Origin of the sequence: Olivibacter sp. LS-1 (assembly GCF_008245145.1) — a bacterium.
GTDB lineage: Bacteria > Bacteroidota > Bacteroidia > Sphingobacteriales > Sphingobacteriaceae > Olivibacter > Olivibacter oleidegradans.
This window is the reverse complement of record NZ_CP041643.1, coordinates 317,762-343,142: the sequence shown is the minus strand read 5'-3', so window position 1 is coordinate 343,142 and position 25,381 is coordinate 317,762. Positions and strand designations below refer to the sequence as shown.

25 protein-coding genes are annotated in these 25,381 nt (G+C 43.7%); 10 read left to right on the top strand and 15 right to left on the bottom strand.

Features of this window, described 5'->3' with window-relative positions; translation table 11 throughout:
• Positions 1-52: 52 nt before the first annotated feature.
• The 3 genes from FKG96_RS01420 to FKG96_RS01410 all read left to right on the top strand — a co-directional run bounded on the left by FKG96_RS01420 (position 53) and on the right by FKG96_RS01410 (position 6,505).
• The gene (locus tag FKG96_RS01420) at positions 53-4,417 is read left to right on the top strand and encodes a CusA/CzcA family heavy metal efflux RND transporter (RefSeq protein ID WP_149105063.1); all 4,365 of its coding nucleotides are present in this window, start codon (positions 53-55) and stop codon (positions 4,415-4,417) included.
• A gap of 6 nt (positions 4,418-4,423) precedes the next feature.
• Positions 4,424-5,578 carry an efflux RND transporter periplasmic adaptor subunit gene (locus FKG96_RS01415; RefSeq protein WP_149105062.1) on the top strand — a complete coding sequence of 385 codons (1,155 nt, stop codon included), beginning with the start codon at positions 4,424-4,426 and terminating at the stop codon, positions 5,576-5,578.
• Between the two features lie 141 nt (positions 5,579-5,719).
• A complete protein-coding gene (locus tag FKG96_RS01410) occupies positions 5,720-6,505 on the top strand; it encodes a DUF2711 family protein (RefSeq protein WP_149105061.1) in 786 nt (261 codons plus the stop codon).
• Between the two features lie 185 nt (positions 6,506-6,690).
• On the opposite strand, the gene FKG96_RS01405 is transcribed toward FKG96_RS01410, so the two are convergent.
• Genes FKG96_RS01405 through FKG96_RS01390 form a run of 4 tightly spaced genes read right to left on the bottom strand, consistent with a single transcriptional unit; the run spans position 6,691 to position 10,918 of the window.
• The gene (locus FKG96_RS01405) at positions 6,691-8,280 is read right to left on the bottom strand and encodes an MFS transporter (protein ID WP_149105060.1); all 1,590 of its coding nucleotides are present in this window, start codon (positions 8,278-8,280) and stop codon (positions 6,691-6,693) included.
• 2 nt (positions 8,281-8,282) lie between these two features.
• Positions 8,283-9,329 (bottom strand): HlyD family secretion protein, encoded by a 1,047-nt coding sequence (locus tag FKG96_RS01400; protein ID WP_149105059.1) that lies wholly within the window; start codon positions 9,327-9,329, stop codon positions 8,283-8,285.
• Between the two features lie 10 nt (positions 9,330-9,339).
• Entirely contained in the window at positions 9,340-10,674 is a 1,335-nt protein-coding gene (locus tag FKG96_RS01395) for a TolC family protein (protein ID WP_149105058.1), read from the bottom strand.
• On the bottom strand, positions 10,661-10,918 hold the full coding sequence (locus FKG96_RS01390) for a hypothetical protein (protein ID WP_013664189.1): 258 nt from the start codon (positions 10,916-10,918) through the stop codon (positions 10,661-10,663). Before FKG96_RS01390 ends, FKG96_RS01395 begins: the two co-directional genes overlap by 14 nt.
• A 91-nt stretch (positions 10,919-11,009) precedes the next feature.
• Between FKG96_RS01390 and FKG96_RS01385 the strand changes: the two genes are divergently transcribed.
• Positions 11,010-11,831: an AraC family transcriptional regulator gene (locus FKG96_RS01385; protein WP_168204526.1), complete on the top strand. Its 822-nt coding sequence runs from the start codon at positions 11,010-11,012 to the stop codon at positions 11,829-11,831.
• Here FKG96_RS01385 and FKG96_RS01380 read toward each other — a convergent pair.
• The 4 genes from FKG96_RS01380 to FKG96_RS01365 all read right to left on the bottom strand — a co-directional run bounded on the left by FKG96_RS01380 (position 11,795) and on the right by FKG96_RS01365 (position 14,732).
• Positions 11,795-12,397 carry a DoxX family membrane protein gene (locus tag FKG96_RS01380; protein WP_149105056.1) on the bottom strand — a complete coding sequence of 201 codons (603 nt, stop codon included), beginning with the start codon at positions 12,395-12,397 and terminating at the stop codon, positions 11,795-11,797. The genes FKG96_RS01385 and FKG96_RS01380 overlap by 37 nt on opposite strands.
• 155 nt (positions 12,398-12,552) lie before the next feature.
• Positions 12,553-13,053 (bottom strand): hypothetical protein, encoded by a 501-nt coding sequence (locus tag FKG96_RS01375; protein ID WP_149105055.1) that lies wholly within the window; start codon positions 13,051-13,053, stop codon positions 12,553-12,555.
• Between the two features lie 121 nt (positions 13,054-13,174).
• Complete coding sequence (locus FKG96_RS01370) at positions 13,175-14,059, bottom strand: DUF4350 domain-containing protein (RefSeq protein WP_149105054.1); 885 nt, start codon at positions 14,057-14,059, stop codon at positions 13,175-13,177.
• Positions 14,052-14,732 carry a hypothetical protein gene (locus FKG96_RS01365; RefSeq protein WP_149105053.1) on the bottom strand — a complete coding sequence of 227 codons (681 nt, stop codon included), beginning with the start codon at positions 14,730-14,732 and terminating at the stop codon, positions 14,052-14,054. The genes FKG96_RS01370 and FKG96_RS01365 overlap by 8 nt, the downstream gene beginning before the upstream one ends.
• A gap of 805 nt (positions 14,733-15,537) precedes the next feature.
• Here FKG96_RS01365 and FKG96_RS01360 point away from each other — a divergent pair.
• Both FKG96_RS01360 and FKG96_RS01355 read left to right on the top strand, forming a co-directional pair.
• A complete protein-coding gene (locus FKG96_RS01360; RefSeq protein WP_130854925.1) occupies positions 15,538-16,431 on the top strand; it encodes an AraC family transcriptional regulator in 894 nt (297 codons plus the stop codon).
• A gap of 99 nt (positions 16,432-16,530) precedes the next feature.
• A complete protein-coding gene (locus FKG96_RS01355) occupies positions 16,531-17,442 on the top strand; it encodes an aromatic alcohol reductase (protein ID WP_149105052.1) in 912 nt (303 codons plus the stop codon).
• 158 nt (positions 17,443-17,600) lie between these two features.
• Here the strand turns inward: FKG96_RS01355 and FKG96_RS01350 are convergent, their stop codons facing one another.
• From FKG96_RS01350 to FKG96_RS01330, 5 genes are all read right to left on the bottom strand, one after another.
• On the bottom strand, positions 17,601-18,089 hold the full coding sequence (locus tag FKG96_RS01350) for a hypothetical protein (protein WP_013664181.1): 489 nt from the start codon (positions 18,087-18,089) through the stop codon (positions 17,601-17,603).
• A gap of 154 nt (positions 18,090-18,243) precedes the next feature.
• Positions 18,244-19,041: an AraC family transcriptional regulator gene (locus tag FKG96_RS01345; protein WP_207303716.1), complete on the bottom strand. Its 798-nt coding sequence runs from the start codon at positions 19,039-19,041 to the stop codon at positions 18,244-18,246.
• A 327-nt stretch (positions 19,042-19,368) separates the two neighbouring features.
• Positions 19,369-20,337, bottom strand: coding sequence for a PHB depolymerase family esterase (locus tag FKG96_RS01340; RefSeq protein WP_149105051.1), 969 nt, complete (start codon positions 20,335-20,337; stop codon positions 19,369-19,371).
• Positions 20,334-20,708, bottom strand: coding sequence for a hypothetical protein (locus FKG96_RS01335; protein WP_013664178.1), 375 nt, complete (start codon positions 20,706-20,708; stop codon positions 20,334-20,336). The genes FKG96_RS01340 and FKG96_RS01335 overlap by 4 nt, the downstream gene beginning before the upstream one ends.
• A gap of 157 nt (positions 20,709-20,865) precedes the next feature.
• Positions 20,866-21,270 (bottom strand): hypothetical protein, encoded by a 405-nt coding sequence (locus FKG96_RS01330; RefSeq protein ID WP_013664177.1) that lies wholly within the window; start codon positions 21,268-21,270, stop codon positions 20,866-20,868.
• Positions 21,271-21,365: 95 nt separating this feature from the next.
• Between FKG96_RS01330 and FKG96_RS01325 the strand changes: the two genes are divergently transcribed.
• A complete protein-coding gene (locus tag FKG96_RS01325) occupies positions 21,366-22,367 on the top strand; it encodes a sensor histidine kinase (protein ID WP_013664176.1) in 1,002 nt (333 codons plus the stop codon).
• Positions 22,364-23,131: a LytTR family DNA-binding domain-containing protein gene (locus FKG96_RS01320; protein ID WP_130854931.1), complete on the top strand. Its 768-nt coding sequence runs from the start codon at positions 22,364-22,366 to the stop codon at positions 23,129-23,131. The genes FKG96_RS01325 and FKG96_RS01320 overlap by 4 nt, the downstream gene beginning before the upstream one ends.
• A 258-nt stretch (positions 23,132-23,389) precedes the next feature.
• Here FKG96_RS01320 and FKG96_RS01315 read toward each other — a convergent pair whose 3' ends face one another.
• Together FKG96_RS01315 and FKG96_RS01310 are read right to left on the bottom strand one after the other, a co-directional pair.
• Positions 23,390-24,253 (bottom strand): SDR family oxidoreductase, encoded by an 864-nt coding sequence (locus FKG96_RS01315; protein ID WP_149105050.1) that lies wholly within the window; start codon positions 24,251-24,253, stop codon positions 23,390-23,392.
• Positions 24,254-24,330: 77 nt separating this feature from the next.
• Positions 24,331-24,900, bottom strand: a complete 570-nt coding sequence (locus FKG96_RS01310) for a Crp/Fnr family transcriptional regulator (RefSeq protein ID WP_130854933.1) — start codon at positions 24,898-24,900, stop codon at positions 24,331-24,333.
• Positions 24,901-24,952: 52 nt separating this feature from the next.
• On the opposite strand from FKG96_RS01310, the gene FKG96_RS01305 reads away from it, so the two are divergent.
• Both FKG96_RS01305 and FKG96_RS01300 read left to right on the top strand, forming a co-directional pair.
• Positions 24,953-25,162: a hypothetical protein gene (locus tag FKG96_RS01305; RefSeq protein ID WP_149105049.1), complete on the top strand. Its 210-nt coding sequence runs from the start codon at positions 24,953-24,955 to the stop codon at positions 25,160-25,162.
• A 21-nt stretch (positions 25,163-25,183) separates the two neighbouring features.
• Positions 25,184-25,369 (top strand): hypothetical protein, encoded by a 186-nt coding sequence (locus FKG96_RS01300; protein ID WP_149105048.1) that lies wholly within the window; start codon positions 25,184-25,186, stop codon positions 25,367-25,369.
• Positions 25,370-25,381 lie beyond the last annotated feature (12 nt).

Below are 25,381 nucleotides of genomic sequence, written 5' to 3'. Positions count from 1 at the left end.
TGTCCGCCGTAAGGGGGCCGGTATGTGTTTTCATGTATTTACTTCAAATTCCATGTTAAATAAAATCATTCAGTTTTCAGTTAAAAATAAACTGGCAATTGGTATATTCATGTTGCTGTGGGTAGTTTATGGCGGCTACCAGATCACCCAACTACCCATCGATGCCGTTCCGGATATAACCAACAACCAGGTCCAGATTATTACCACAGCCCCGTCCCTTGGTGCAGAGGACGTAGAACGATTAATTACATTTCCGATAGAACTAGCAATCAGTAACGTTCCGGGCATACAGGAGAGCAGGAGTATATCCCGATTCGGACTTTCCCTTATCACGATTGTGTTTGACGAAGGTACCGATGTTTACTGGGCGCGCCAGCAGGTTACTGAAAGGCTTTCGCAGGTAGAAATCAACGAAAATGCCAATGTTCCGTCCCTTGCGCCGGTAACTACCGGTTTGGGCGAAATATATCAGTATGTGTTAAAACCCAAAAAAGGGTATGAAGATAAATTCACCTTGGCTGACCTCCGCTCTACACAGGATTGGCTCGTAAGAAGGCAGCTATTGGGTACACCCGGCGTAGCTGATGTCTCCACCTTCGGAGGTGAACTTAAGCAATATGAAGTTTCGGTAAACCCGGCAAGGCTCAAGGCACTCAACCTAACTATAAGCGATATCTTTACCGCTCTGAGCAGAAACAACCAAAATACCGGGGGGGCCTATATTGAAAAGGGCCCCTCCGTTCTATATATTCGGAGCATTGGCCTTACCAAATCAATTGAAGACATCAATAAAATCGTAGTAAAGAGTAATGGCGGGCAACCCATACTCATCAGCCATGTAGCCGAAGTCCGTTTGGGTTCAGCTATACGTTATGGAGCATTAACCATGGCTGGTTTAGGGGAAGTAACCGGCGGCATTGTGATGATGCTCAAAGGCGGAAACTCTTCCGAAATTATCAACAACGTTAAGCAACGGATCGCTGAGATACAGAAGACCCTTCCTGAGGGATTAGCGATCGAACCTTTCCTTGACCGCACCAAGATGGTTAACAACGCTATCGGCACCGTAGAGCACAACTTGCTTGAGGGTGCATTGATCGTCGTGCTCGTGCTGGTACTCTTTTTAGGGAATCTACGGGCGGGATTAATTGTAGCTTCTGTTATTCCCTTATCCATGCTCTTTGCCATAACCATGATGAATACCTTCGGTGTAAGTGGCAATTTGATGAGCTTGGGGGCCTTGGATTTTGGACTCATTGTAGACGGTGCCGTCATTATCGTTGAGGCAATTCTGCACCATCTTCATTTTTCTAAAAAATATAACGATGTCACTCGTATTTCGCAAGAGGAGATGAACCGCGAAGTAACCAAGTCCGCATCACGCATGATGAATGCGGCCGTCTTCGGTCAGATCATTATCCTGATTGTATATTTACCAATTCTTTCCCTTACGGGGATAGAGGGAAAAATGTTCAAGCCAATGGCTCAGACCGTGGCATTTGCCATTCTGGGAGCCTTTATCCTTTCGCTCACCTACGTGCCGATGGTAAGTTCGCTGTTCATCAGTAAAAAGATAACGCATAAGCCGAATCTATCCGACCGTATCATGACACGGATAGAAAATGGGTACCGGCAAATGTTGGAGAAGGCTTTATCGATCCGTCGGTCGCTGGTCATGTTCGCGTTTATATTGTTCGGTGTGTCTGTGTTTATGTTCATGCGCATGGGCGGCGAGTTTATACCCCAACTGGAAGAGGGCGATTTTGCCGTCGAAACCAGGTTATTGGTGGGCACCAACCTCAGTACCACCATTGATGCCATTGACCGTATCGCCGAAACGTTGCAAGCGCAATACCCCGAAGTTGAAAAAGTGGTGTCGAGAATCGGCAGCGCCGAAATCCCGACCGATCCTATGCCTATTGAGGGGGGAGACATGATTGTTGTGCTGAAGCCGAAATCAGAATGGACCAGCGCGGAAACTTTTCCGGAGCTTGCCGGTAAAATGGCTGCGACTGCACAGGAAGTTATGCCTGGTGTAACCACCGGCTTCCAGTATCCCGTTCAGATGCGGTTCAATGAGCTCATGACCGGCGCAAAACAAGACGTTGTTTGTAAAATCTTCGGTGAGGACCTCGAGAAACTAGCGACCTATGCCGATCAGCTGGGCGCCATTGCAAGAACGGTGGATGGAACAGCCGATCTTTATGTTGAAAAAGTGACCGGTATGCCTCAGATCGTCATTGATTTCAACCGTAGTGAGATCGCTAAATACGGCATGGATATCGAAAGCCTAAACCGTACCATCAACGCAGCCTTTGCCGGTGCCGAGGCTGGAAAGGTTTACGAAGGTGAAAAAAGCTTTGATCTGGTGGTAAGAGTTAGCAGCGAGGGGAGAAAAAGCATAGAAGATGTCCGTAACCTGCCCGTATCTACCCCTATGGGGGTTCAGGTACCGCTCTATCAGGTGGCCGATATACAGGAGATCGAAGGGCCAAATCAGATACAACGCGAAAATGCGTGCAGGCGGATTATTGTGGGCTTCAATGTACGGGGACGTGACGTACAAACCATTGTTGAAGAACTCCAGCAGAAGATTGGCGCTAAAATGAAGTTAGATGCAGGTTATAGTATAACCTACGGGGGGGCTTTTGAAAATTTGCAACAGGCTAAGAGCAGGTTGAGCATCGCTGTCCCGGTTGCGCTTTTACTCATTTTTGTAATGCTATATTTTGCGTTTTCGTCCTTTAAAGAGGGCGCACTGATCTATACTGCCATACCATTGTCAGCCATCGGCGGAGTATTTGCCCTAACCTTAAGAGGCATGCCCTTCAGCATTTCTGCCGGTGTCGGATTTATTGCCCTCTTCGGCGTAGCGGTGCTGAATGGGATCGTGCTGATTTCCGAATTTAACCGAATAAAAAAAGAAGGCGTAATAAGCGATCCGAAGCAGCTCGTGATGACCGGAACCCGTAACAGGTTACGTCCGGTACTGATGACAGCGGCGGTAGCTTCGCTCGGTTTCCTACCCATGGCACTCAGCAATGGCGCCGGGGCGGAAGTACAGCGGCCTTTGGCCACGGTGGTGATCGGAGGGCTTATAACAGCCACCCTGTTAACATTATTTGTCCTGCCTTCACTGTACCTGCTCTTTAACAGAACCGCTAAGCTCAACATGAATAAAAGTTTAAGTGCGATCATTGTATTTATGTTCCTTGCTTATCCGGCTACCGCACAGGAGCAGCCGGTAAAAATAAGCCTTGACAGCGCGTTGAAGATGGCAATACGGAATAATAGGCAATTGCAGAGTACACGCATGGAACAACAAGCCGTTGAAGAACTGCAGCACAGCGGGTTCGATCTGCCTAAGACGCAATTGTCCGGCGATTACGGGAAATTTAACAGCATACACAATGACAATAGGATCGGCGTGAGCCAATCTTTCAACTTTCCCACCGTATATACTAATCAGAAAAAGATGCTGCAGGCAAACTTCGAAGCCTCACGTGCACAGACTAGGTTGAGCGAGCAGGAGCTTAAAGCCAGTGTCAGGTTTGCATTTTTCGATTACGCTGTAATGAATAAGCGGAAACAGCTGCTGCTCTATGCAGATAGTATCTACCGATTATTCGAGGCCAAATCACTGAAGCGTTTTGAGAGCGGCGAGGCCAATATCCTGGAAAAAACGGCAGCGCAATCCCACAGGCAGCAAATTACCAATCAGCTGAATATGCTTGAAAAAGACCTTGCTATTGTGAACAAACAGTTTAATCTGTATTTACAGGATAGTATGATGTACGTTCCCGATCTCGCGCAGTCGAAAGTTGCTGTTGCTCAATCATTAATAGATGATTCCGTTGTGACCGATGAGCTTCCGGCGGCCGCGCTGGCCAGACATGCGGAAGAAGCTGCCCGCAGCCGGTGGCGGGTAGAGCGTGCCCGCCTTCTTCCAGATCTCACAATAGGTTACAACAACCAGAGTCTGCAAGGAGTTCAGAATGTGAACGGGCAGGATGTTTTTTTCAGCGGTAGGGATCGCTTCAGTTATTTCAGCGCGGGAGTGAGCATTCCATTGTTCTTCAAAGCGCAATCGTCTAAAGTAGCGGCAGCGAAGCTGCAATGGCAGAGTCAAATAAAAAAAGCTGATCAAGTTCAATTACAATTACATGCTGAAATTATGAACGCCCGCGCTCAGGTGCAGAAATTTGAGGAGAGTCTCGCATATTACGAAAATCAAGGACTTAACAATGCAGATTTGATCATTGCTACGGCAGACCAACAGTTTCAGGGTGGAGAAATCGATTATCTACAATGGGTTATCTTGGTAGATCAAGCCATCACCATCAGAAACGAATACATCAATATGCTCGGCAGTTATAACCAGGCCGTTATCCAATTACAAAAATTAAACGATCAATAATTTAAAATGAAAGCATTTATATACAGTTGCATCTGCCTTTGGTTTCTGGCGGCATGCAGCAATCAAAATAAGCAAGAGACGGAATCGACTAGCCAAAAAGACAGTACGATCAGTCCTATTACTGAAACTGTACGACTCACTTCGCAGCAGCTAAAAAGCGTCGGCATCGAAGTCGGCAACCCTGAGTCGGGCAGCGTAAGTGGCAAGCTTACACTGCAAGGAGCAGTAGAGGTGCCGCCCCAGAATATTATTAGCCTGAGCTTTCCTATGGCAGGGTATCTGAAATCCACAGCGATGTTACCCGGAACACATGTGAGCAAGGGACAAGTGTTGGCCATCATGGAAGATATGCAGTTTATTCAATTACAGCAAGATTACCTAACGGCGAAGACCGACTTTGAGTTGGCAGAAAAGGAGTTTATTCGTCAACGTGAACTTAATAGCAGTAAAGCAAGCAGCGATAAAGTCTTCCAGCAGGCAAATGCCCAAATGGAACGCCAAAGAATTTTAATGAATGCGTTGGGTGAAAAACTAAAGCTGATCGGTATCAATATCAATAACCTGAACGCATCCAATATATCTAAAAGTGTAGCGGTATTATCGCCCATCAATGGTTTTGTGTCCAAAGTAAATGTAACGGTTGGCAAATATACTGCTCCAACCGATGTACTATTTGAGCTGGTAGATCCGCGCGATATCCATTTGGTATTAAACGTATTTGAGAAAGACTTAGCTAGCGTGGCTGTTGGCGAGCAAGTAGCCGCCTATTCCAATAGTGAACCGGATCGAAGATTTGATGCCGAAGTCATCCTGATCAATAAAACACTTGATGCCAATCGCATGGCAGAGGTACACTGCCATTTCAAAAAATATGACACCTCGCTTGTGCCCGGCATGTTCATGAATGCCGAAGTTTCAATCAAGGATATGCCGGCACTTACCGTACCGGAGGATGCGGTTGTCAGGTGGGAGAACAAACATTATGTATTTGTGGCCCAAAACACCGGAGAATTCCGGATGGTGGAGGTAAAGCCAGGAATGCTGAATGATAAACACCGGCAAATAGAGAGTAATGAGATTACGTCGGCATCTAAGGTAGTGCTCAAAAACGCATATACATTACTTATGAAAATCAAGAATACAGAAGAAGAAGAAGGTTGATATTCACAGGTATTGCCGTGTTTAAGCGGCTGGGAATTAGCGAAAAACCGGTTTTAATCCGATAAGGTGGTACTGAGCTTGCAGTTCAACTCATCTCCGCGAAAAAGGCTAAAAAATTAATAAATTAGATGACTGATAATCATGGATATTTTTACAGAAAATTTTTTATACCCCGAGGAGAACAAGCCATTGTTGCAGCATTTCTCCTCCTATTTTGATGCGGTCTATATCGGTTTAATACCTTTCTTTAAGCTGAATAATGCGGAGGTGTCCAGCCGTAGTAAAGCATCTAAAAAGGTTCTTTCCTTAGAAGAAGCACAACAGCAAAATCCAATTCTAAATCGCCTTCGTCCAAGCAAAACACGCGTCATTTATGCCAATGACGAAAGTTATCCATCCGACAAAGAAATATGCCATGGAGGCAAGCCCGTGACATGGAAACAAATCTTGAATAAAACAAGCCTAGCTGACTATAAAGAGCTTAATAGAGCATTGATGACTTCGGTTGGTGCCTTGAGGCAAGAGTTTCAAACACCAAAGGCACTTCAAATACTGAAAGACTATACTGAAGGTGAAGGGATCTTTCATCCTACCGAAGGGGCGTTTGATGTATTTACGAAGCAGCAAATTTATAAGCTTTTAAAAAAGTATGATTGCTCCCAAATTGTGGTGACAGACGAATTTTATGATGAAACCAAAGAGCTGGACATAGTTGCTTTGGATGAAACATCCTTTATCAATCAAATCGGGTTTAAACACTATTATCTTTATCCGCAAAACAAAACGATTCTATTCACCATCAGTTGGGATTATTTTTTCTTTTTTATAGCGATCGATAGCTGCAAGATAAATCCAAATGAAATTGAAGCCAACTTTGAAGGATTTTGGGCAGCGGCAGAAGATTCACATTTATGGTACCGGAAGTAATGTGTTATTCATGCATTCAGCGGTTTAGTGTAATAAACCGCTGAATGCATGACCGATTCTACTCCTCAACTGAAAGATAAATATCAATCTCAGCACTTTACCAGTATGGCTTCTTTCACCATAGACCTCGAAATCAAAACAGAATTTCCGATTAAGATCTAACTTCCAATCTTTTTCTAAACATGCTAATACGGTATATTTCCTTTCATTAATCTAAGTATTACCTGTTGAATCTGTGGAAACAATAAGAGGATCACAATAATGCATACTACACCCAGCAGCATCAAATCATAATAATCCCGGGTAGCACGAGCCAATATTTGTTGTCCTACAAATTGATTAAAATATCTGCCCGAAACGCCTTTTGCGATATACCCGTCATTCCCCGCATTCATATATTGGTTTTGAATATCCAGTAAAGTAACAGGTAATTGAGGATTCGTTTCAGTCAATGTTTCCCGAATCTTTTCCCTAACGGCCGATTTGGCAAACAATTGAAGTTCATTATTGAGCGCCAAGCTCATTGTAAACCCGGTGAATCTCGCCAATATTCCTACAAGTGATGCATTGATCGCAATCTTTGGCGGTGCTGTAGATGCAGTAAATGAAACAATTGGGACAAATAAAACGCCTGTGGCTACACCATAAATAAACATAGGCAGCATTAAATCCATTGTTTCACCCTGTACAGAAACAAAAAGAAGCATATACGCATAATACAAGGCCATAAAACCAAAACCTACGATGATGATTCTTATCAGGTTAAACCCCATCAGTATAAACCGGGAGGCGATAAACATACTCAGTACAGTTCCTGAAATGACGGCTAGCCAAATAGGGATCGTACTGAGCGGATCATTGCCTAAAACAACTTCAAGATAACCATAAGCAAGTCCGGTACTTCCTTTGAAAATATAAAACGTAAAAAGCAACAGTAACCCGATGACGAAATTCTTTACCTTAAAAATTTGCAGGTTGATCAATGGACGTTTAAGCTTTGATGCTCTGACGATAAACAGGGTAAGAATGGCTAAATTACCCAGACTAAGCAGAACAATTAAACGGCTATCAAACCAGCCCAATTGCCGACCGTAAACAAGGATATAGCCAAGTATTAAAATAAACGAAACATAAAATAGATAACCGACCCAATCCACCTGATAAAGTGGTATCTTTTTGGTAAACCGTGCTTTGCTGTTCATGGTCAACAATACAAGCAGCGTGAGTACGATGAGTATGATAATGAGACCATAAAATAGCCAGTTGAAATTATAAAAATGAAGCACTATACCGGAATAGATGGAATAAAACGGAACGGCGATCTGTATACTTCCATAGAGCAGACTATAGGCAATTACCCGTGCACGTGTCGACTGCAATCTTGGAAAGGTGAGCTGTAGGACGATTCCGGACATCAATGCGCAGGTAATACCTTGTACAAACTGACAGATCACAAACAGTGTCCAGTCTTTGGAATGAAAACAGATGACGGAACAGAGGGCATTGATAGCAAGCGCTATTAACAAGTATTTCCTCGGCGCAAAATACTTCACAATGCGAAAATCCAACGCCAAAAAGGCTACGGTTGAACCATAGAGAAGCACCATGGCATATTGGACATCTGTAGCTTGTACACCATAAAAACCCATTGCCGAAACGGGACTGCTATAGTAGGCGAAACTGAACAGGCAGGTCATTAAAATGGCAAATATTACGGATCTTGCCATCCATTCAGAAACCCAAGGTTTGAAAATCGGAATTTTATGTGCTTGCATACTTAATCTTTTAAAACGTAAACATTGGCATTCATTCCGGCAGAGAGTTTTGCTAATTTTTCAGCTGTATCGGTAAGTTTGATACGTACCGGGATGCGTTGAATGATTTTGACAAAATTGCCGGTGGCATTGTCCGGTGGCAGTAATGAATAACGCGAACCAGTGGTAGGCGAAAGTGATTCGATAAGACCACTGAACTTATCATTCGGAAAAGCATCCACTTCTACCGTTACGGTTTGTCCCACCTTGAAGCTGCCCACTTGCGTTTCCTTGAAATTAGCGATCACCCATTTTTCTTCTGCGCTGTTGACCAAGAATGCCAGTGTTTGACCAGGTTGTATCAGTTGCCCTTCCTGAATGGTCTTTTTACCGATTTGTCCGTCAAAAGGGGCCGTGATTACCGTATATCTAATGTCCAGTTCCTGTCTTTCAAGTAGCGCTTCCTTGATTTTTATCTCTGCCTCTATCGCTTTACGCTGCGCGCCGAGATCGTCTAACTTGGATTCGGCTACCTGCAAGGACGCCTTTGTCTGCTTATAATCAGCTTGTGTGATCGCCAAAGAGGCGCTGACATTATCGAATTTTTGTTGTGTGGTAGATTCATCCGCCAGTAGATTTTTATAACGGTCAAATTCTCTTTGCTGCTGGTTCAGCCTCGCTTTTGCTCCTGCCAATTGTGCCCTTATAACCTCAATGCTTTTGATTTGTGTTTCTTCATTCGCCGTCAAAATAGGTAATTTGGCATGCGAACTCATTAGTTCGGCCAATGCGGCATCTCTTTTTAGGCCATATTCATCAAGTTCAATAACCACAAGTGTATCTCCTTTTTGAACCTGCTGATTGTCTTTATAATAAATCTTGCTGATATAGCCACCTACTTTTGCATTAATGGGTGACAGATACGCATCCACCTGTGCATCATTCGTCTGTTCGTAGCGGTATCCCTTAAAGAAATAGACGGCTCCCCAAATGACGATCGCGATGAATAAGACGATGCCAAACCATTTCGTTAGGTGGACGATCAGTTTATCGGTTTTATTTTTGTTCATGATATTTATATTAAAGAATCCCTACGATTGCCTGTAGTCGGATGCGGCTAAGTTTTACGTTTGTTTGTGCGGTTGTTAAACTAAATTTTGCTTCCAGTAAGGTGTTTTCAGCCTCTAAAAGATCGGTCAGGAGTGATTCCTGATGGAGATAACTGTTCCGTATGACCCGAACCGTTTCGGTTGTTTCGATGATGTTTTTCGCTGCGGTTTCTACGCTCTCCAAAGCCTGTTGCCGTTGCAGATAAGCTTCTTTTACTTGAAGGGAAATTTCATCTTTTTTAATCTTGGCTTTTTCTTTTGCCTTATTATTTACAATCCCGGCACGAGCAACGGAATGTTTGCTTTTATATAAATTATCGATGGAAAATTGCACTTTGATCCCTGTTTGGCCAAATCCCCATAGATCATTCGAGTAAGGGTAAAAAGAAATCTGCGGATAGGTATAATTGTAATAAGAATACAAGGAAACTTTTGGCAAGAGGGTAGCTTTTACCTGTTTGATATTTAACTCGCTCTGGTTGATGTCGCTTTTGACAATTCGGTAGTCCGGCGATTGGTTGAGTGCAATGTCAATATAAGCCCCGAAACCGAAATCTGTGATGCTATCCATTTCAGCATTGTTTTGATAGGAGATTTGCAATTCCTCTTCGCTATCACGTCCCATAAAAATGTTCAGACGTTGTTTTGCGATATCGATCTTCTTTTCAATATCCGATAGATTTAATTCAAGTTGCGACAATTTTACCGAAGTTCTCAGCACATCACTCTTTAGCACAATGCCGTTTTTGTGCAAGCTTTCGATCAGTGATAATTGTTTTTGCTCCGCAATAATTTCAGCAGCCATAAAATCCCGAAAGTGTAACAATTTATACAGATCGAAATAGGCCACGGCAACATTGTATTTTACGTTGTACTTTTGCAAGTCAACTTCATATTGCCGACGCGCCTCTTCTTCTTGCTTTATCTTGATATTTCTTCTGTCTTTACCACCATTAAAGATGTTAACGTTCAAATTATAACCCACTCCGTAGCCATAGCCTTTTACAGGCACATCCCTCGGGGAGGAGAAAAATCCACCATCATAAATAAGGAATTTGGAATTGAGTTTTACATCTCCCCCTACCGAAAGCTCCGGTAGCAGGTGATCTTTGGCCTCAAGTTCTTCCAATTTGCTTTGCTGAAGATTTAAGGCTGATAGTTTAAGTTGTCGGTTATTTGTTTCAGAAAGCTTCCATATTTCTTCCAAACTCATTACTTGAATAGTTACTGCATCTTGGGCACGGAGCGATGATGCCGACAGCCCTAGTACGACTCCCAGTATCGCGATCGACCTATATGTTTTCATGAATTTTATTTTTGTAACTGTTTTTATGCTCTCTTTTCTTTACGAGCCAATGCTTTACCATTTTTCTTATTTCATCATAGATAATGGTTAAATCGATCATAGGCACAAAAGGATAAGAATAAGCCAGCCAGTAGCGATAAAGCGCGTCCATTTCTTCTGCCGAATGAGATTCTATATTATCAGCGATTTTATCTTGTGCCGCAAGCTCAATGTTTTGATCAGGACTTTTGATTTTCTGTTTCATAATGATGCTGCTTTATTTACTAGGCAAAACTATTCATGCCGGCAAAGTATCGTTTTATATAATTAGCCTAATATTTGTTATATTTGGCCATATGGAGGTTCTGAACCAACTGATAAATGCTGTTGACCAAAATCCTGAGACTATTCTGGTGATGCGACAGCAAACCGAGCAGCGTTTGCCTTCACATCAACATGATAAGGCTCAGTTGTTATTGGTTTATGGGGGAATTGCTTACTTGCAAACAAACGAAAGGGACTTCTATATTCCGTCCAATCATTACATCTGGATACCGAAAAATTATCCCCACAACCTGATGTTTAATACACAGGATCTATATATTATCAATATCTATTTTCCTGATGGAAGATCCAGTGGTTTTTACGATGAGTTGGGCATCTATCCGGTGAGTAAGCTACTATCAGAAATGCTTGCTTTCAGCGAAACATGGCAGGGCGATTATTATCAAGGTTCCTGGGAGTTTGAATTTATGACAACATTAAAGAAGCTGCTGTCCAAAGAGAATCTTAAAAAATTTTCGATTCAGCTTCCCACTACTGACGATCAGCGGCTCAATGCAATTATTGATAATTTGAGAAATCGGTTAAATGAAAACCTTAGTTTAGAAGAGACGGCAAAGCTATCGGGGATGAGCGTGAGAAGTTTGACAAGATTATTTCAGACAAAACTCCGCACTACCTTTGTTCAGCATGTGAAAATGTTGCGGATTATTCGAGCTATGGAATTGATCAAAGACTCCGACCTGAATATGACGGAGATTGCTTATGAAGTTGGGTATTCAAATATAGCCGCATTCAGCAATAATTTTCGGCAATTGACCAATATGAGGCCTACCCAATTTAAAGCGCAACGTATATTTCAAAAGAGTGCTTTAATACCATTCCAAAAAGATTGAGGATGAGTTACAGCAAAGTATATTATTTTCAATACTCCTGGCGCAAGTTCCAAGGCTGGAATAAATAAAATAACAAGTAAATAAGAAATCGCTTTTTGATTCTCAGAACGCATGGGTTTTATGTTTGATACAGTTTTCCAGACCGGCGTTAGTTGATTTTTATAATAAAACAATAAAAGGCCGATATAACACAAATAGCCAGTTAATCGGAAGGCAAATGCAAGTTTGAGACCGTAAGGCATAATCGTCAGATCAATAATCAAAATGTTCAGAACAATAGGGGCGAGCATCAGTGCCCCTATGATCATCGTTCTGTTATACAATAACATCAGAGAGGCTATAATTTGAGAGACGCCTATAAATATTTTGAAAGGCTGATGATCAAACAAGTACCAGGCAATTTTAAACAGACTCAGATCCTTGATAGGTGTAGCCAGTTCTTGTTCGGTCAAATTACCAAACTGTCCGCCAGACAATTTTCCCGTTCCGTATGAAATAAAAATAAGCGCTAGTAAAATACGGATTGATAAGATAATGAGATCCGATATTCGTCTTTTTTGAACCATAAGTATTAGGGTTATAAGTCATTTTGGAGTATTTCCTTAAAGATGCAATTTTTAGTCAAATTTCATAATTGGAGTACTAAATTTCTTGTTTTATGATGTTCGAGGCCTACTTCTTTTATTTAAATAAATTTAAGGATTAACACTTCAAAAATTCACTATTCAGCTTTCCAAAAGATGTCCTGCCATTTTTGGATAGACATCTTTTTAAGTTCATTATCCGGAAATTCAGCTTCTATCATAGCGAACCAGTCATTGCTTTCCTGCATCAGCATCAGTATCGTGGTATTCTTGCCAGCGAACTGATAAAGCCGACGATTTTTACCTCCCTTTTCTTCCTGTTTGATGAGCATCAATCGGCTATCCGGATTATAATTCTTAAGGTTTTTCTCAATGCCATCAGCTACGCCGTTCATGTTCATTAATTTACTACTCGTTTGGGTAATGATGATTTCGAAGGGATTAGACTTGTCTTTGGTGTCTATGGCATCGTAATAAGTGGTTAAAAAGCCCTCTTCATCTTCTTTCCTGATATGGAACTGATATACGTCTGAAAGGGTGGTGTCTAATCGGAGAGATTGGGTATAAGCACTAGAAAGATTGATAAACATTAGCGAAAGCAAGATGATAAATTTATAAAAGGACATTTCAGTTCCCATAGTTATTTTCAATAATCTCCATTGCTATTCTCCCGGATTTTGAAGAATGATGGCGCTTGAAGTACAAAAATAGTTTCATCAGCACAAAGATCATATAGCAGATTTCAGGGATATCGCCTCTTTATGGTGTATCCAGCCAATGAAGGATGTTTAAAAGAAACCGAGCGTTCTGCATTGCATCAGGGTGATTCATACCTCGTTTTTCACTTTTGATCCCTCTTAAGATTGCGTAAAACGGACCGGCATCGGCAATTAGACATACCCGCCCACGCCCACATTGTAGAATAGCACTGTTTACTAAACCTTTACCTGATATTTTGGACCCATCAGACGCAAGCGATACTTCGTAGTCTTCGCCCAACGACGAAACAATAATGGCGTCCGGTGGCGGAACAAATCCCGTTCCTACCCAAAAGCGGATGCTGTCTATTGCAAAACCGGCTGCATCGGTGACCGGATTGCCCGTGAGATTGCCTCTGTTACGAGAGAAGATTTCAGGCTGGCCATCCTTACGCTGTGCAAAACCATTGATGAGGGCAAAGCCAAAGCGGGCAGCCAGCTTACCGGCGGACCCGGCAGCAGGCATCTGGTCGGTGATAAGGAAAAGCGAGCCGCCGCGCTGCACCCAATCGTATAAAGTTTCCACTTCTTCGTCGGTATAAGCGCTACCTGTCTGGGCACCCCAATTGTCCAGGTCGTGCAATGCATTGACAGTCACAAACACACGGGCATCCGTCAAGGTTTCTGCAGTAATGGCTTGTCGGTTGGTCTCCAATTGGTAACCATCCGCTTCCAGTACCTTGGCAAATGCAGCATACTGCCCCTTCAGCGTGAAAGGGTTATTGTGCCCCTCATCATAGCGAACAAGGGGGCCTTTCCCATTTTTATATCGAGCGTGCTCCGTTTCAAACCGAAAATTCGGGTCAGCAACACTTTGGGCAAACAGGTAGGTAACTGGCATGAGCAGCCAAATCAAGAGCATCGATTTAAACATCCGCTTATTCATGATCTATCCTTTCCCAACGATCTGATTCAAAACAGATAAGTTCTTTAACAGTACCATTTGCGAGGATGAATGTCAGTGGAAAGGACAGCTCCTCATTAAGGAAATCCGTAGGGGAGAAAGCTTCAAACACGATGGTTTTGTTATCCCATAGTTGCTCTACAGCAAGTTTATTGCCCTGCCTTGTTACATTGATTTCCATATTGTTGTCAGTCTGAAGTCGATATCGCCCCAAGAGCGGCGTAAGTTGGTCCGCGGTAAGCGAAACATATTGCGTAGGGTTGAAGAAAACTTTTTCCAGCATTACCCGGTTAAGAATCTTGGCCTTATCAATTTTTCCGTCAGTGCCTCCGATAAATGCAACTTGGTACGCTTCATCACGCGACTGGAAGGTGAGTGATCCCGTACGCTGTAAGGGATAAGTCCGTCCATCCCATGCCTGCTGCGCTATAAATTGGCCGTCCTGATCAAAAAACCGGATATACGCAACTCGGTTTGGAAAGCGGAAATAACCGGATAAGTCATCTAAGGATACGCTATCGGTTTGAAGTGGCCTTATTTCATGGAATACACTTCCTTTTTGCGGATTCACGGTGTAGCTGCTAAGCATAACTAGTCCCGCGGCTACAAGTGTGCAGGCCTTTAGCGATCGATACTTTACTGTTTTTACATTCATATCATTTTTTTGTTTTAATGATGCAATAATCAGTATAAGATTGGTAAAGGTCGTTCGGCTGGATACAGATGAACAAATTCACGGTGATAACTAGCATAAGTTTGCCTCTAAAACAGACTGCGGCTTGCCGTATTGTAAGCTTCTGCCTAGTTGACATGTTTCAATATATCTGATTCATCACTACCTCTTTAGGGATGATTAAGCTTTCATTTGATGGTTTGGTCTTGGATGTAGGTTTTCTGTTATCTTATTGCATGTTGATCATTTTAAGATTTTGAATTGCAGAAGGAATAATTTAGTTTAGCTTGAAAAAAAACACATTTACTATTTTTTCTATTTGGTTTACCGTTAGGCGTTTTGGCCCAAGTTGACACAATTAGATTACATAATGGAAAAACTATTGAAGGTAAGGCCTTGAAAAATTCAGACGACCAGATTACATTCACGTATGAAAATGAGACAGCTGATTAAGTTATCGAAAAATACGCCGTTGTAAGTATCACATATGGTCAGAGTGGTAGGAATGAGGATATTAGCAGTGCTATTCAAGTGAATGGCAAAGGAGACCGGGAAAAGGATACTAATTATACAGGCCTTGGTGGTAAAGGTTTTGGAAATATTCAGGCCGTTAAGAAAGGCGTTTCATAGAGCTATCAATAAGGCCTTATTCCAATTTTTCTTTAAGCCATTTGTCTATATTATTAGGAACATTGGCTCTCATAGCTATTTCGTTACAGTTATCACCGGAGAAGTACGAAGCAATTGAGTTATTGTGCACCTACCGGTTATTTCTTATATTTAAACGATGCATAGAGAGATTGAAATTTTTTATGATCAATATGTTCATAGATCTTATCCCGATGAGCAATTCTTTTTAGGGCATTTCGATGTTCTTCATTGGGAAGATCTTAAAAAAGATTTATCTGCCTGCGAACGATTGCAGCGCAAGCCGTTTTATAAGATTGCCCTGCTCAATGGTACGGCCAAATACCATTCTAATAATGTAGAAGTTCCTATCTCTGGTTATACAATCGTTTTTACGGAGCCTATGACACGATCTAGCTTTTCGACCGATGATGAAAACTTCGTTGGTGACTATTGTGTGTGCAGCGGAAGCTTTCTGAGGGGAACAGCCAAGCTGAACCTCTCTAATTGGCCTGTCTTTAAAGATCGAGAGATTTACACCCAACCATTAAGCAAAGAGCAATACCTGTTTTTGTCCCAAATAATGTTGGAGATAGAACAGGAGAAAGATTCAGATTATTTCTTTAAAGAACAACTGATCCGCAACCGTGTGTTTGATATCATCCATTACATACAGAAATCAATTAAAAGCAATAATTTTCCTTCTCTTTATATGGAGGATACGCTTGACGAACGCTTCCTCAAACTGGTCGAAAACACCTTTTTAGACATCAGCCTGCAAAAGCCATTAATGGGTAAGACACCAGCCTATTTTGCTGGTTTGCTCAACACAACTGTCGATCACCTGAATCAAACGCTTAAAAAGATAACGGGGAAAACAACTCGGGACATCCTTCATGAACGTATTATTGAAGAAGCCAATATACTTTTAAAGCATACAAACTACTCTGTAAAAGAGATTGCTTGGTGTTTAAATTTTCAGGAAACACCCCATTTTGTGAACTTTTATAAGAAACTTACCAAAACGACTCCACTTGTTTATCGAACGACCTAGGATTTTTGCAGTTATTAACAGTTTTCTTGCACCTTAATACCTTTTTTATCGGGATAACTTTGCGTCAGAAATAATTCTCAATACGTAAATAGATCAAAGATGAAAAATTCATTCTTAGTAATCGGAACGGGCGAAGTTGGCCTATCCATGTTGCAGGCCTTACATGATTATCAAGATGTATACCAACTAGATCTGACCGTTGCCGCATTGGTACGGCCCTCTGGAGCGGTCATTCAAGATTTCAAACAACATACACAATTCCGAAATGTAAAATTGGAGGCGGTAGACCTCCTTACGAGTGCGGTGACGGAATTGGCAGAGGTTTTTGGTCGTTATGATACCATAATCTGCTGCAGTGGTTTTTCAATCGGAAAAGGTATGCAGATAAAAATTACCGAAGCTGTGCTACAAGCCGGTGTCAGGCGTTACGTGCCCTGGCAATTTGGAGCGGATTATGATCAGATCGGGAGAGGAAGCGCACAGCCGGTTTTTGACGAGCAGCTTGACGTCAGGGACCTTCTGCGAGCCCAAGACCGAACACAATGGGTAATTGTATCTACCGGCATGATCACTAGTTTCTTGTTTCGCGAAGATTTCGGGGTCATCAGCCTTGAGAACAAGGTGGTCCACGCACTGGGAGATTGGAACCATTCATTGACCCTAACCTGTTGCGAGGATATTGGAAAACTAACCATTGAGGTACTATTTCATCAACCGGAAATTGTAAATGAAGTTGTATTTGTTTCGGGTGAAACGGCAACCTTTACACAAATTGCCGAAGAGGTAGAAGCCGTCTTCAATACCACTTTTGAGCGTATTCTTTGGAGCAAGGCGCACCTGTCCTCAGCTTTAGAACAAAGACCAGATGATATTTTTAATAAATATCGTATGGTATTCACGCATCCTGGAGTAACCTGGCCGATGGAAAAGACATTTAATTATCAATGGAGGATACCCACAATTGGTATCCGAGAATGGGTGAAGACAAATATACTTACTTTGCAAAGTTAACTCAAACTTGTATGAGTCGATCAAGCGAAGACCGAATGAAATTCCCCTTCGCTTGATGTTTCTCAATTTTCGGTCGACAAGAATAGACTATAAATTCATCTAATCGTGCTACTAAATAAAGCACTTGTTTTAAAGTTTTGTCAATAAAAAATTCAGGCTTACACCACTTTATTTATGCTCTTTTGCTTCCTGAATTGCAAAACAGAACCGATCACAAACAGCACAAAAAGGATGAGCAGAGTTTTTCCGATTAATGGGTCTTGCGGTCCATTGGCCAACGGATGACCTACCGGGATACGGTTAAAAGTTTCATTAACCGTTGGAATCAGGGACAGGAAAAAGCTGAACGTAAGAAAAAAATTCTCAATAAAACGCGATCGATTGTTTCCCGATCTTTTTGCGTAAAGATAGTACGCCACCGAAATCAATATAACAATTAACAGTGCAAGAATATGCCCCGGATTGACGCCTTTAACACTGGATAGTCCTAAAGCTGTTAACGATGTAACTAAGGTGAAATAAAAATAGATCTTGCCACTCAATTGGCTGAGATCTATCTTACCTCTTCTTATTAAAGATACAATGGCGGCAATAATAGCTGCTACACCTATAACCGTATGAAAAATACCTAAATGTGATAGTCCCATGAGTTTAATTTTAAAATTTAACAATTATTAATAGTGCAAAATTAAACCGTCCGAAACCGGATGAATTTGTAGATTAGGCCAATTATTTGACAATTTGGTTCAAAAATCGAGGTAAGCTTTTAGGCTGGAATGGGGTGTTACAGCCGTATCTTACTCAACCTTCTTTTATTTTTAGGCGGAAATTTGAGGGGGAAACGTTATACCTGTCGTGAAAACTTTTCGTGAAGTTTGCCAAGTCATTGAATCCACAATCAAACGCAATGTCTGTAATCCGTTCATTAGAAACCGAAAGCAATTCGGCAGCCCGTTCCAATCGTTTCGTTCGGATATAATTGGCAGGCGAATCGTCGTATAATTTTTTAAATTCCCTTTTAAACGAAGAAACGCTCAAATTGGCTTTTTGCGCCAGATCCTCTACACCGACTTGTTCAAATAGATTGGCTTCTATAATCTGCTTGAAGGTATAGGTTGCCGGCGAGAAAAGTTGCGATAGGATGACTTGTATGGTTTCCGCATCTTGCGTTTGCGATAATAAAAGTATGATTTCCTTTAGCTTCAAAACCAAAATTTCATCATTGACCAACGATGGATTTTCAAAATAAAAGAGCAATCCTTCAATATATTTATGAATCAAAAAGTCGTTGTTGATTGCCTTTCTGGACTGATTAGTTACCCGATTAGCCGGCTTAAAGATTAGTGGGATTTCTTTATCGTAAACTTTTTTCAGTATATCCGGATGGAAAGTGACAATAACGATCTCACCTTCGCTATCCGAACCGGTATCATGTATCTGTTTGCCCGAGTTGATGCAGTTAAGCAACAAGGAGTGATGGGTAGGTATCTTCAACTGATCATCTGCTGATTGGTATTCCATCTCACCTTTCAGCATATATAAGAAGCAAGCCTGCTCGGCCACGGGAAAGGCAAACTCAAAAGGTGGCTTTAAGTCCACTTTTTGGATAAATGTCTTCCCGAATAAGTCGAATTTTTTGTAATCAGTAACCACTCTTAGCTAATTCTTTAAATATCAGGTAACTTAACTAATATGACTTCGATAGCCTATGAGATTAAACAAAGCATGCCCATTCAACACCAAATCAAAGATAGATAAAAATGTTGAACGGGACATTGCTTGCTAGTATGTAAAAACCTATTGGTTTTACCCGATTACTATGAAACCAGTAGTGCTTCTGAAGTTATAGGTACTATCAAAACTTTTGAAATTAAGCAGTTTTGTTCCGCTTCTGGTATCCCGTACGATTCAGACCAAAATCGCACATTATGGGATGCGTAAACGCTCAAAAAAATTCCATAGCAAATCGTTTGCATCTATCGCAGCGGATGGCGGTGCAGCACCGGGCCGTACCTGCTCGCCTCCCGGCCATGAGTGGCCGCCGTCCGCGGTGACATAGTGCATGATAAGCGGCGAGCCGGTTTCATCCACCCACTGCATCTGTGTGTATTGGTCGTTATCAACAACCACCTGGGCGTTCGGCAGGCAACCGTTCCGTTTCGCCCATACGTTCAGTACCGAATCAACCGGTGCGAAATGGTACCCCAGCGAGTTTGTGCCGCCTTCATAGGGGACAATCTCATCCAGCACGGAGTGCAGGTGGATGATAGGCAGCGGACGCGATTGTTCGGCCGGAGGGTCGAACACCATCGTGCAGCTCACGGGCGCTATGGCGGCAATCTTTTCAGGAATCTCCGCAGCCAGCCGGTAGGCGAGCATTCCGCCGTTGGACATGCCGGTCACATAGATGCGTTTGGCATCGATGCGGTATGTCTCGATCAATCTGTCGATGAGCTCGCTGATGAACTCCACGTCGTCCACATTCTCGCGCATCGCAAAATCGCAGCACGATCCGGCATTCCACGTACGTATGCCGAGACGGCCATCGCTCCTGACGCCGTTGGGATAAACGGCTACGAATCCCGCTTCGTCGGCTTTCTCAGAGAGATGGTAGTGACGGTCAAACTGTACTGCACTGCCTCCTGTGCCATGCAGCCCGATGACCAGTGGAAACAGGGTATCGCCTTCTTCATATTGGGGCGGCAGGTGCACATTGAACGTGCGTGCACGGCCGCCTACTGTCAGGGTATCCCAGTCGACAAGGCGCTCCCAATCCATCCAATCTCCCCATGGGTAACGGGGAGCTGGATCGGGCGCTTCGTCAGCACATCCACCAAACAAAAAAAATGGCAGCACTATCAGTAGCGCTAAACGGATATATCTCTTCGCGTTCATGATTTTTTGCGACTTTTTAATTCACTCCTCATCTCTTTCTGCATCGCCTTGTAGCGTTTGTACTGATTCCCGTCGAGCACCTGCTTCATTTGCTCATCGCGCGTTTCGCTAAGCGTTCGATACATTTTGAACTTCGACAATTTGGAACTGTTCGATGCCTTGAGCCCGGCCAGTCCTTCGAAGTATGTGGCATTGATTGATTTCACTTGCTCCTGCTGTTGGTCCGATAGATTCAATTCGGCCCGGTATTGCTCCATCTTAGCCAACAGTTCTTCCTTCTGCTCATTGGTGAGCTTCGATTGTGCGAATGCACCGGTGGTAAGGCCACTGACGACCAATATTAACACCCATTTTAAGACGTTCTTTTTCATATGATATTACTATTTATTGATGCAAAGCTCGAAGGAATCGAAACATGTTTAATATAAAATGATGATGAAACGGACAGATTGCCCGATGAGAGGAAACTGTATCCGTAGCAAATCACCGGCCGCTTCTATCCTGTAAGATGACTCTTGCATGCTATGATTAAGGTTTGTAAATGACAGTCTTCCTTCGGACGACCGTTGTTGACGACAGCGGCTGAACAGGGAAGGGAGCTACTATTACCGGCTTTGGCGTTATAATCACCGGAGCCGGCGCTACCACTACCGGCCTTGGGGTTACGATCACACGGGGCAACGGCCTTACCACGGTCATTCTTGCCGGCGGAAGCGGAGCTACAACCACCCGGCGCACCGGCCGTCTTACTACAACAACCTGTGCATTTACTTCGGAGACGATGGTACCCAGTACCAGTGTCAAGGGGATAATTAGTTTCTTCATGATATTCATATTTCTGTTATGGTTGTTTCGACATTGCGGACCCGAGGAAGTAGACCACTTTGGTATGAAACGGCCACATATCGAGATGAACAGGTCATTACCGAACATAGGATTAGCCTCACAGCTTTCCGTTCATCGGCCTTTTTGTCCGTTTGATTATCACGGGTAAACTTTCCTGTCTGCCAAAACAGTACCTTTGTACCATGAAGCGACTATACCCCCTCACCGGGTCTATTATTTCTCTGTTTATTGCACTCCTAGGCTACGTGCTGCGCAGCTACCGGGAAGAAACAGCTTCCTCATTGCTCACTTTTGCCGGTTCTTTTGTTAACGTATTCCTGAGTTGGCTAGTGATACAAAGTGTCATACAGCTAGATAAGCCACGGTGGCACGGGTGGAAAGCCGCTATTGCCATTGCAGCATGCATGTGTATTTCGTTAGTTGTTTTTTATAGCATTCAGGATATCGGTGAAATCCGCGGACGGGTAGCAGCACTACCACGAGGCATGCGCGTCGTATATTTTTTACTCCTGATGCGGGGGATGGTATTAGGCGGGTTCCTGTATTATATCGTCTACTTGTTACGAATGGCGGAAGTGACCCAACGGTCTAGGTTAGAAAACGAACGGCTGAAAAAAGAAAACCTGCAAGCGCGGCTCAGTCTCTTGCAGGAACAGGTGAGTCCACATTTCCTGTTCAACTCGTTGGGCACACTTCAAAGTATGATCAATGAACGCGCACCGCGCCAATTTATCCAACGCCTCGCTGACGTATACCGCTACCTGCTGAATAACCGCATGGCCGATCTTGTATACCTCCGTGCAGAGCTTGATTTCGCCCGGTCCTACCTATATATCCTTCAGGAACGGTTTGAGCACGCTTTGTTCGTAGATATCGACATCACTGAGCAATTCCTCGGCATGAAACTACCGCCCATGACCTTGCAAGTGCTCATCGAAAACGCTGTCAAGCACAATGTCGCCGATGTCGAAGTACCCCTGCACCTGCAAATCAACGCCACAGATACCAACCGGCTTACCGTCAGCAACTCCCTGCAACCGAAACCTACACAGGGAGACAGCCTGGGCACCGGATTGGACAACATCCGCGAGCGCTACCGCCTGCTAGCTGGTCAAGAAATCGAGGTGTTGAAAACCGCTCACGCATTCACCGTATCCGTTCCTCTGTTAAATGACCCGCTATGAACATCCTGATCATCGAAGACGAAACTAAAACGGCCAAGGCCTTGAAAGCAATGATAGAGCGACTCGGTGACGATTTGCATGTCACAGGCATCGTCCCATCCGTAAAAGCTGCTATCCAATGGCTGGGTAATCAGTCTACACCGGAACTCATCCTTTCGGATATCCAACTTTCCGATGGATTGAGCTTCGAGATCTTCCGCACCGTCCAGCCTCCCTGTCCGGTTATTTTCTGTACCGCCTACGATCAATACGCCATACAGGCCTTCGAGGCCAATGGTATCGACTATTTGCTAAAGCCCATCGATGAAGATAAACTAGCCAGGGGCCTACGCAAATATGAGCAGATGCGGCAGTTGATGGGGGGCCGAGTGCAGACTATCCCGCCCGGATTGGAAACCCTCCTTAAACAACTGGTGCATCCTGCCTACAAGTCTAGTCTACTGGTCTTCAAAAACGAGAAAATCATTCCCATATCCACCAAAGACATCGCATTTGTCTACTCGGTTGGAGGCATTGTACATGCCTATACCCAAAGAGGTGAAACGTACCTGATCCAAGAAGTGTTGGACGAGCTGGAGTCTATACTGGACCCGTCTCTGTTTTTTCGTGCCAATCGGCAATTTATCATCAACCGTGCCGCCGTCCAGATGGCCGAGCACTTCTTTAATCGAAGGCTCATCGTCAAGTTGAGTGTCGAAACTCCTGAACGGATAGTTGTAAGCAAGGTAAAAGCCTCAGATCTACTCGCTTGGCTGGCCTCGTAGTTAAATTGCAGCATCCAAGCAGACCTAGTCATTATTGACAAGGTAAAATTGCATTACAAAAAAAGAGATGCATTTTGCGAAACAACCCAATTATTTGGTGATTCGGTTCAAAGCACAAAGCATTATTGTTGAGTGATCCGGTTAAGGATCTGAAGTAAATCAGTTGGTTTGGAGAATTATGAAATCAACCGATGTCCTTCTTATCAGAGGGACACCGGGGGATCAGGGCGGCATAAAGCCTGAGGAGGGGTAAGACGTTTAAGCTAAAAGCTCCCTAAGACCATAGGCTTCCATGGTCTTATTAAATTCGATCTGCGTGCCTTCATTGATGGCACTGATGAACTGTCCTGTGGTTGGGTCGACCACTGTCCTTACCGGTCGTTCACCTTTCGGCATGCCGATCAGTTTAACTACGGCGTCGGCGATGTACTGCGGATCCGGCTTATGCGTCTCAAAAAGCTGGCCGATAGCTGCGAAGATCTTTCCTGGATATTCTTCAAGCGCTCTATACCCTTCGGCGACAGCGGTATCGGCACCTGTCTGCACTTTTGAACCCATTTCAGTGGGAAAGCCACCCGGTTCAAGAATGACCGCATCAACGCCTAACGGCCTGAGCTCATAATAAAGACCCTCGCACAGCCCTTCCAGACCGAACTTCGAGGCGCAGTACATGGTGAAGAACGGGAAGCTGACCCGGCCAAAACCGCTAGTCACGTTGATGATCAGACCCTCTGACCGCTCACGCATTCCGGGCAGAGCGAGCTTCATCAGTCGCCATGGACCGATAACGTTAATGTCCAGCATACGCTGTAGATCGGCAGCTGTGGAGGTTTCACCCACGCCGAACATGCTTGCACCTGCATTGTTCACCAGAACATCAACCTTTCCTTCTATGGCAATGATGCTGTCGAAAGCTTTTTTGATACTCGCTTCATCGGTTACCTCCAGGTCTACCACGGTAATGTTCTCCACCTGAGACAGGGCCTGTGCCTGTGCTGCATTTTTGCTTGCTGTATCTCTCATGGTGGCATAGACCTTATGCCCCAGAGCTGCGACACTTTGAGCGGTCAGCCAGCCGAACCCGCTGTTGGTCCCTGTGATCAGTACGACTTTTTTACTCATTTTTATTAACGCTTAGATATCGATACAAATATTGGGATCTGGCGTTCAAAACTGTTTATCATATGGTAAAAAATGAGCTAACGCAGATTTTTTCTGATCCTGCTAAGCGATTGCTGCGTGACGCCGACATAGGAAGCAACGTAGGCCAGCGGTATGCGGGTGACCAGAGCGGGAAAGCTTTCCAGGAATGACAGATAACGCTCCGTAGCGTCGTTGGAGACCATCGGACTGCGTCTCGACAACGATTCGTTCAAGCATTTTTTGACCATTTTGGTCTCTATGTTGCTCCAGGTTATGATCGTCGCCAGCAGATAATCCCAGTCCTCCTTCGTGAACACGAGCAGTTTGCAATCGGTGACGGTCTGTATATATTCAGCCGAAATGATCTGCGCCTCGAACCTCGGAAAATCGGTAATGAACTGGCCCTCGCCGACAAAATAGTGGGTGACCTCCTGACCTTTGTTATCGTAGTAGCAGAACCGCAGGACGCCTTCCAAAATGTAGCCAATCTGCTTCGGCACTTTACCGGCTTCGGAAAAGTAGGTCTCTTTGGGAAATTCGACGAGTTTGGCTTTGCTGGTGACCATTTCCGCCTGCTGTTCATTCAGGGTATCGAATTGCTGTAAATAATCAAGGAGTTCTTTCATATACTAAAGATCATAATAATTTCACAGGAAGTATTTACCATATGGTAAAAAAATGACGACGCTAAGGGGCTCAGGCGATATTACCTTGCCCGGCCAGCCGGATAATCCGTCGTTCATTCTGCAGGAACCGGGGCCTTCACTCGCAGAACCATTCAGACACCCAATAGGGATACACAAAACAGCGATCTGGTTATTCCGTTCCAAATACGACGCATTTAAATTTGCGTGGTACGGGGCAGAATATACCAGACATTATTATTAAACATCAAAATTAAATAAGATCATGAAAAACACGCCTGCTAAGGAAAAACCGGGAAACAGAAAAGAATTTATCAAAGTGGCGCCAAATGTGCGTCTCCACGTGACAGACCTCGGCGAAGGGAAACCGCGGGTGTTGATATGCAGTCACGCAGTCGCTCATCACCCTAAAAGACCCGCAGCATTGACCAGAACCAAAAACGGAGCATAACGGTTTGATGAG

Coding starts and splice junctions, on each gene's coding strand:
- FKG96_RS01415 (WP_149105062.1), top strand. CDS start 4,424: ATGAAAGCATTTATATACAGTTGCATCTGCCTTTGGTTTCTGGCGGCA.
- FKG96_RS01310 (WP_130854933.1), bottom strand. CDS start 24,900: ATGAAAGAACTCCTTGATTATTTACAGCAATTCGATACCCTGAATGAA.
- FKG96_RS01315 (WP_149105050.1), bottom strand. CDS start 24,253: ATGAGTAAAAAAGTCGTACTGATCACAGGGACCAACAGCGGGTTCGGC.
- FKG96_RS01300 (WP_149105048.1), top strand. CDS start 25,184: ATGAAAAACACGCCTGCTAAGGAAAAACCGGGAAACAGAAAAGAATTT.
- FKG96_RS01395 (WP_149105058.1), bottom strand. CDS start 10,674: ATGAAAACATATAGGTCGATCGCGATACTGGGAGTCGTACTAGGGCTG.
- FKG96_RS01380 (WP_149105056.1), bottom strand. CDS start 12,397: ATGGTTCAAAAAAGACGAATATCGGATCTCATTATCTTATCAATCCGT.
- FKG96_RS01305 (WP_149105049.1), top strand. CDS start 24,953: ATGACGACGCTAAGGGGCTCAGGCGATATTACCTTGCCCGGCCAGCCG.
- FKG96_RS01400 (WP_149105059.1), bottom strand. CDS start 9,329: ATGAACAAAAATAAAACCGATAAACTGATCGTCCACCTAACGAAATGG.
- FKG96_RS01370 (WP_149105054.1), bottom strand. CDS start 14,059: ATGAATAAGCGGATGTTTAAATCGATGCTCTTGATTTGGCTGCTCATG.
- FKG96_RS01410 (WP_149105061.1), top strand. CDS start 5,720: ATGGATATTTTTACAGAAAATTTTTTATACCCCGAGGAGAACAAGCCA.
- FKG96_RS01360 (WP_130854925.1), top strand. CDS start 15,538: ATGCATAGAGAGATTGAAATTTTTTATGATCAATATGTTCATAGATCT.
- FKG96_RS01350 (WP_013664181.1), bottom strand. CDS start 18,089: ATGGGACTATCACATTTAGGTATTTTTCATACGGTTATAGGTGTAGCA.
- FKG96_RS01390 (WP_013664189.1), bottom strand. CDS start 10,918: ATGAAACAGAAAATCAAAAGTCCTGATCAAAACATTGAGCTTGCGGCA.
- FKG96_RS01340 (WP_149105051.1), bottom strand. CDS start 20,337: ATGAACGCGAAGAGATATATCCGTTTAGCGCTACTGATAGTGCTGCCA.
- FKG96_RS01355 (WP_149105052.1), top strand. CDS start 16,531: ATGAAAAATTCATTCTTAGTAATCGGAACGGGCGAAGTTGGCCTATCC.
- FKG96_RS01420 (WP_149105063.1), top strand. CDS start 53: ATGTTAAATAAAATCATTCAGTTTTCAGTTAAAAATAAACTGGCAATT.
- FKG96_RS01375 (WP_149105055.1), bottom strand. CDS start 13,053: ATGGGAACTGAAATGTCCTTTTATAAATTTATCATCTTGCTTTCGCTA.
- FKG96_RS01405 (WP_149105060.1), bottom strand. CDS start 8,280: ATGCAAGCACATAAAATTCCGATTTTCAAACCTTGGGTTTCTGAATGG.
- FKG96_RS01325 (WP_013664176.1), top strand. CDS start 21,366: ATGAAGCGACTATACCCCCTCACCGGGTCTATTATTTCTCTGTTTATT.
- FKG96_RS01335 (WP_013664178.1), bottom strand. CDS start 20,708: ATGAAAAAGAACGTCTTAAAATGGGTGTTAATATTGGTCGTCAGTGGC.
- FKG96_RS01330 (WP_013664177.1), bottom strand. CDS start 21,270: ATGTTCGGTAATGACCTGTTCATCTCGATATGTGGCCGTTTCATACCA.
- FKG96_RS01320 (WP_130854931.1), top strand. CDS start 22,364: ATGAACATCCTGATCATCGAAGACGAAACTAAAACGGCCAAGGCCTTG.
- FKG96_RS01365 (WP_149105053.1), bottom strand. CDS start 14,732: ATGAATGTAAAAACAGTAAAGTATCGATCGCTAAAGGCCTGCACACTT.
- FKG96_RS01385 (WP_168204526.1), top strand. CDS start 11,010: ATGGAGGTTCTGAACCAACTGATAAATGCTGTTGACCAAAATCCTGAG.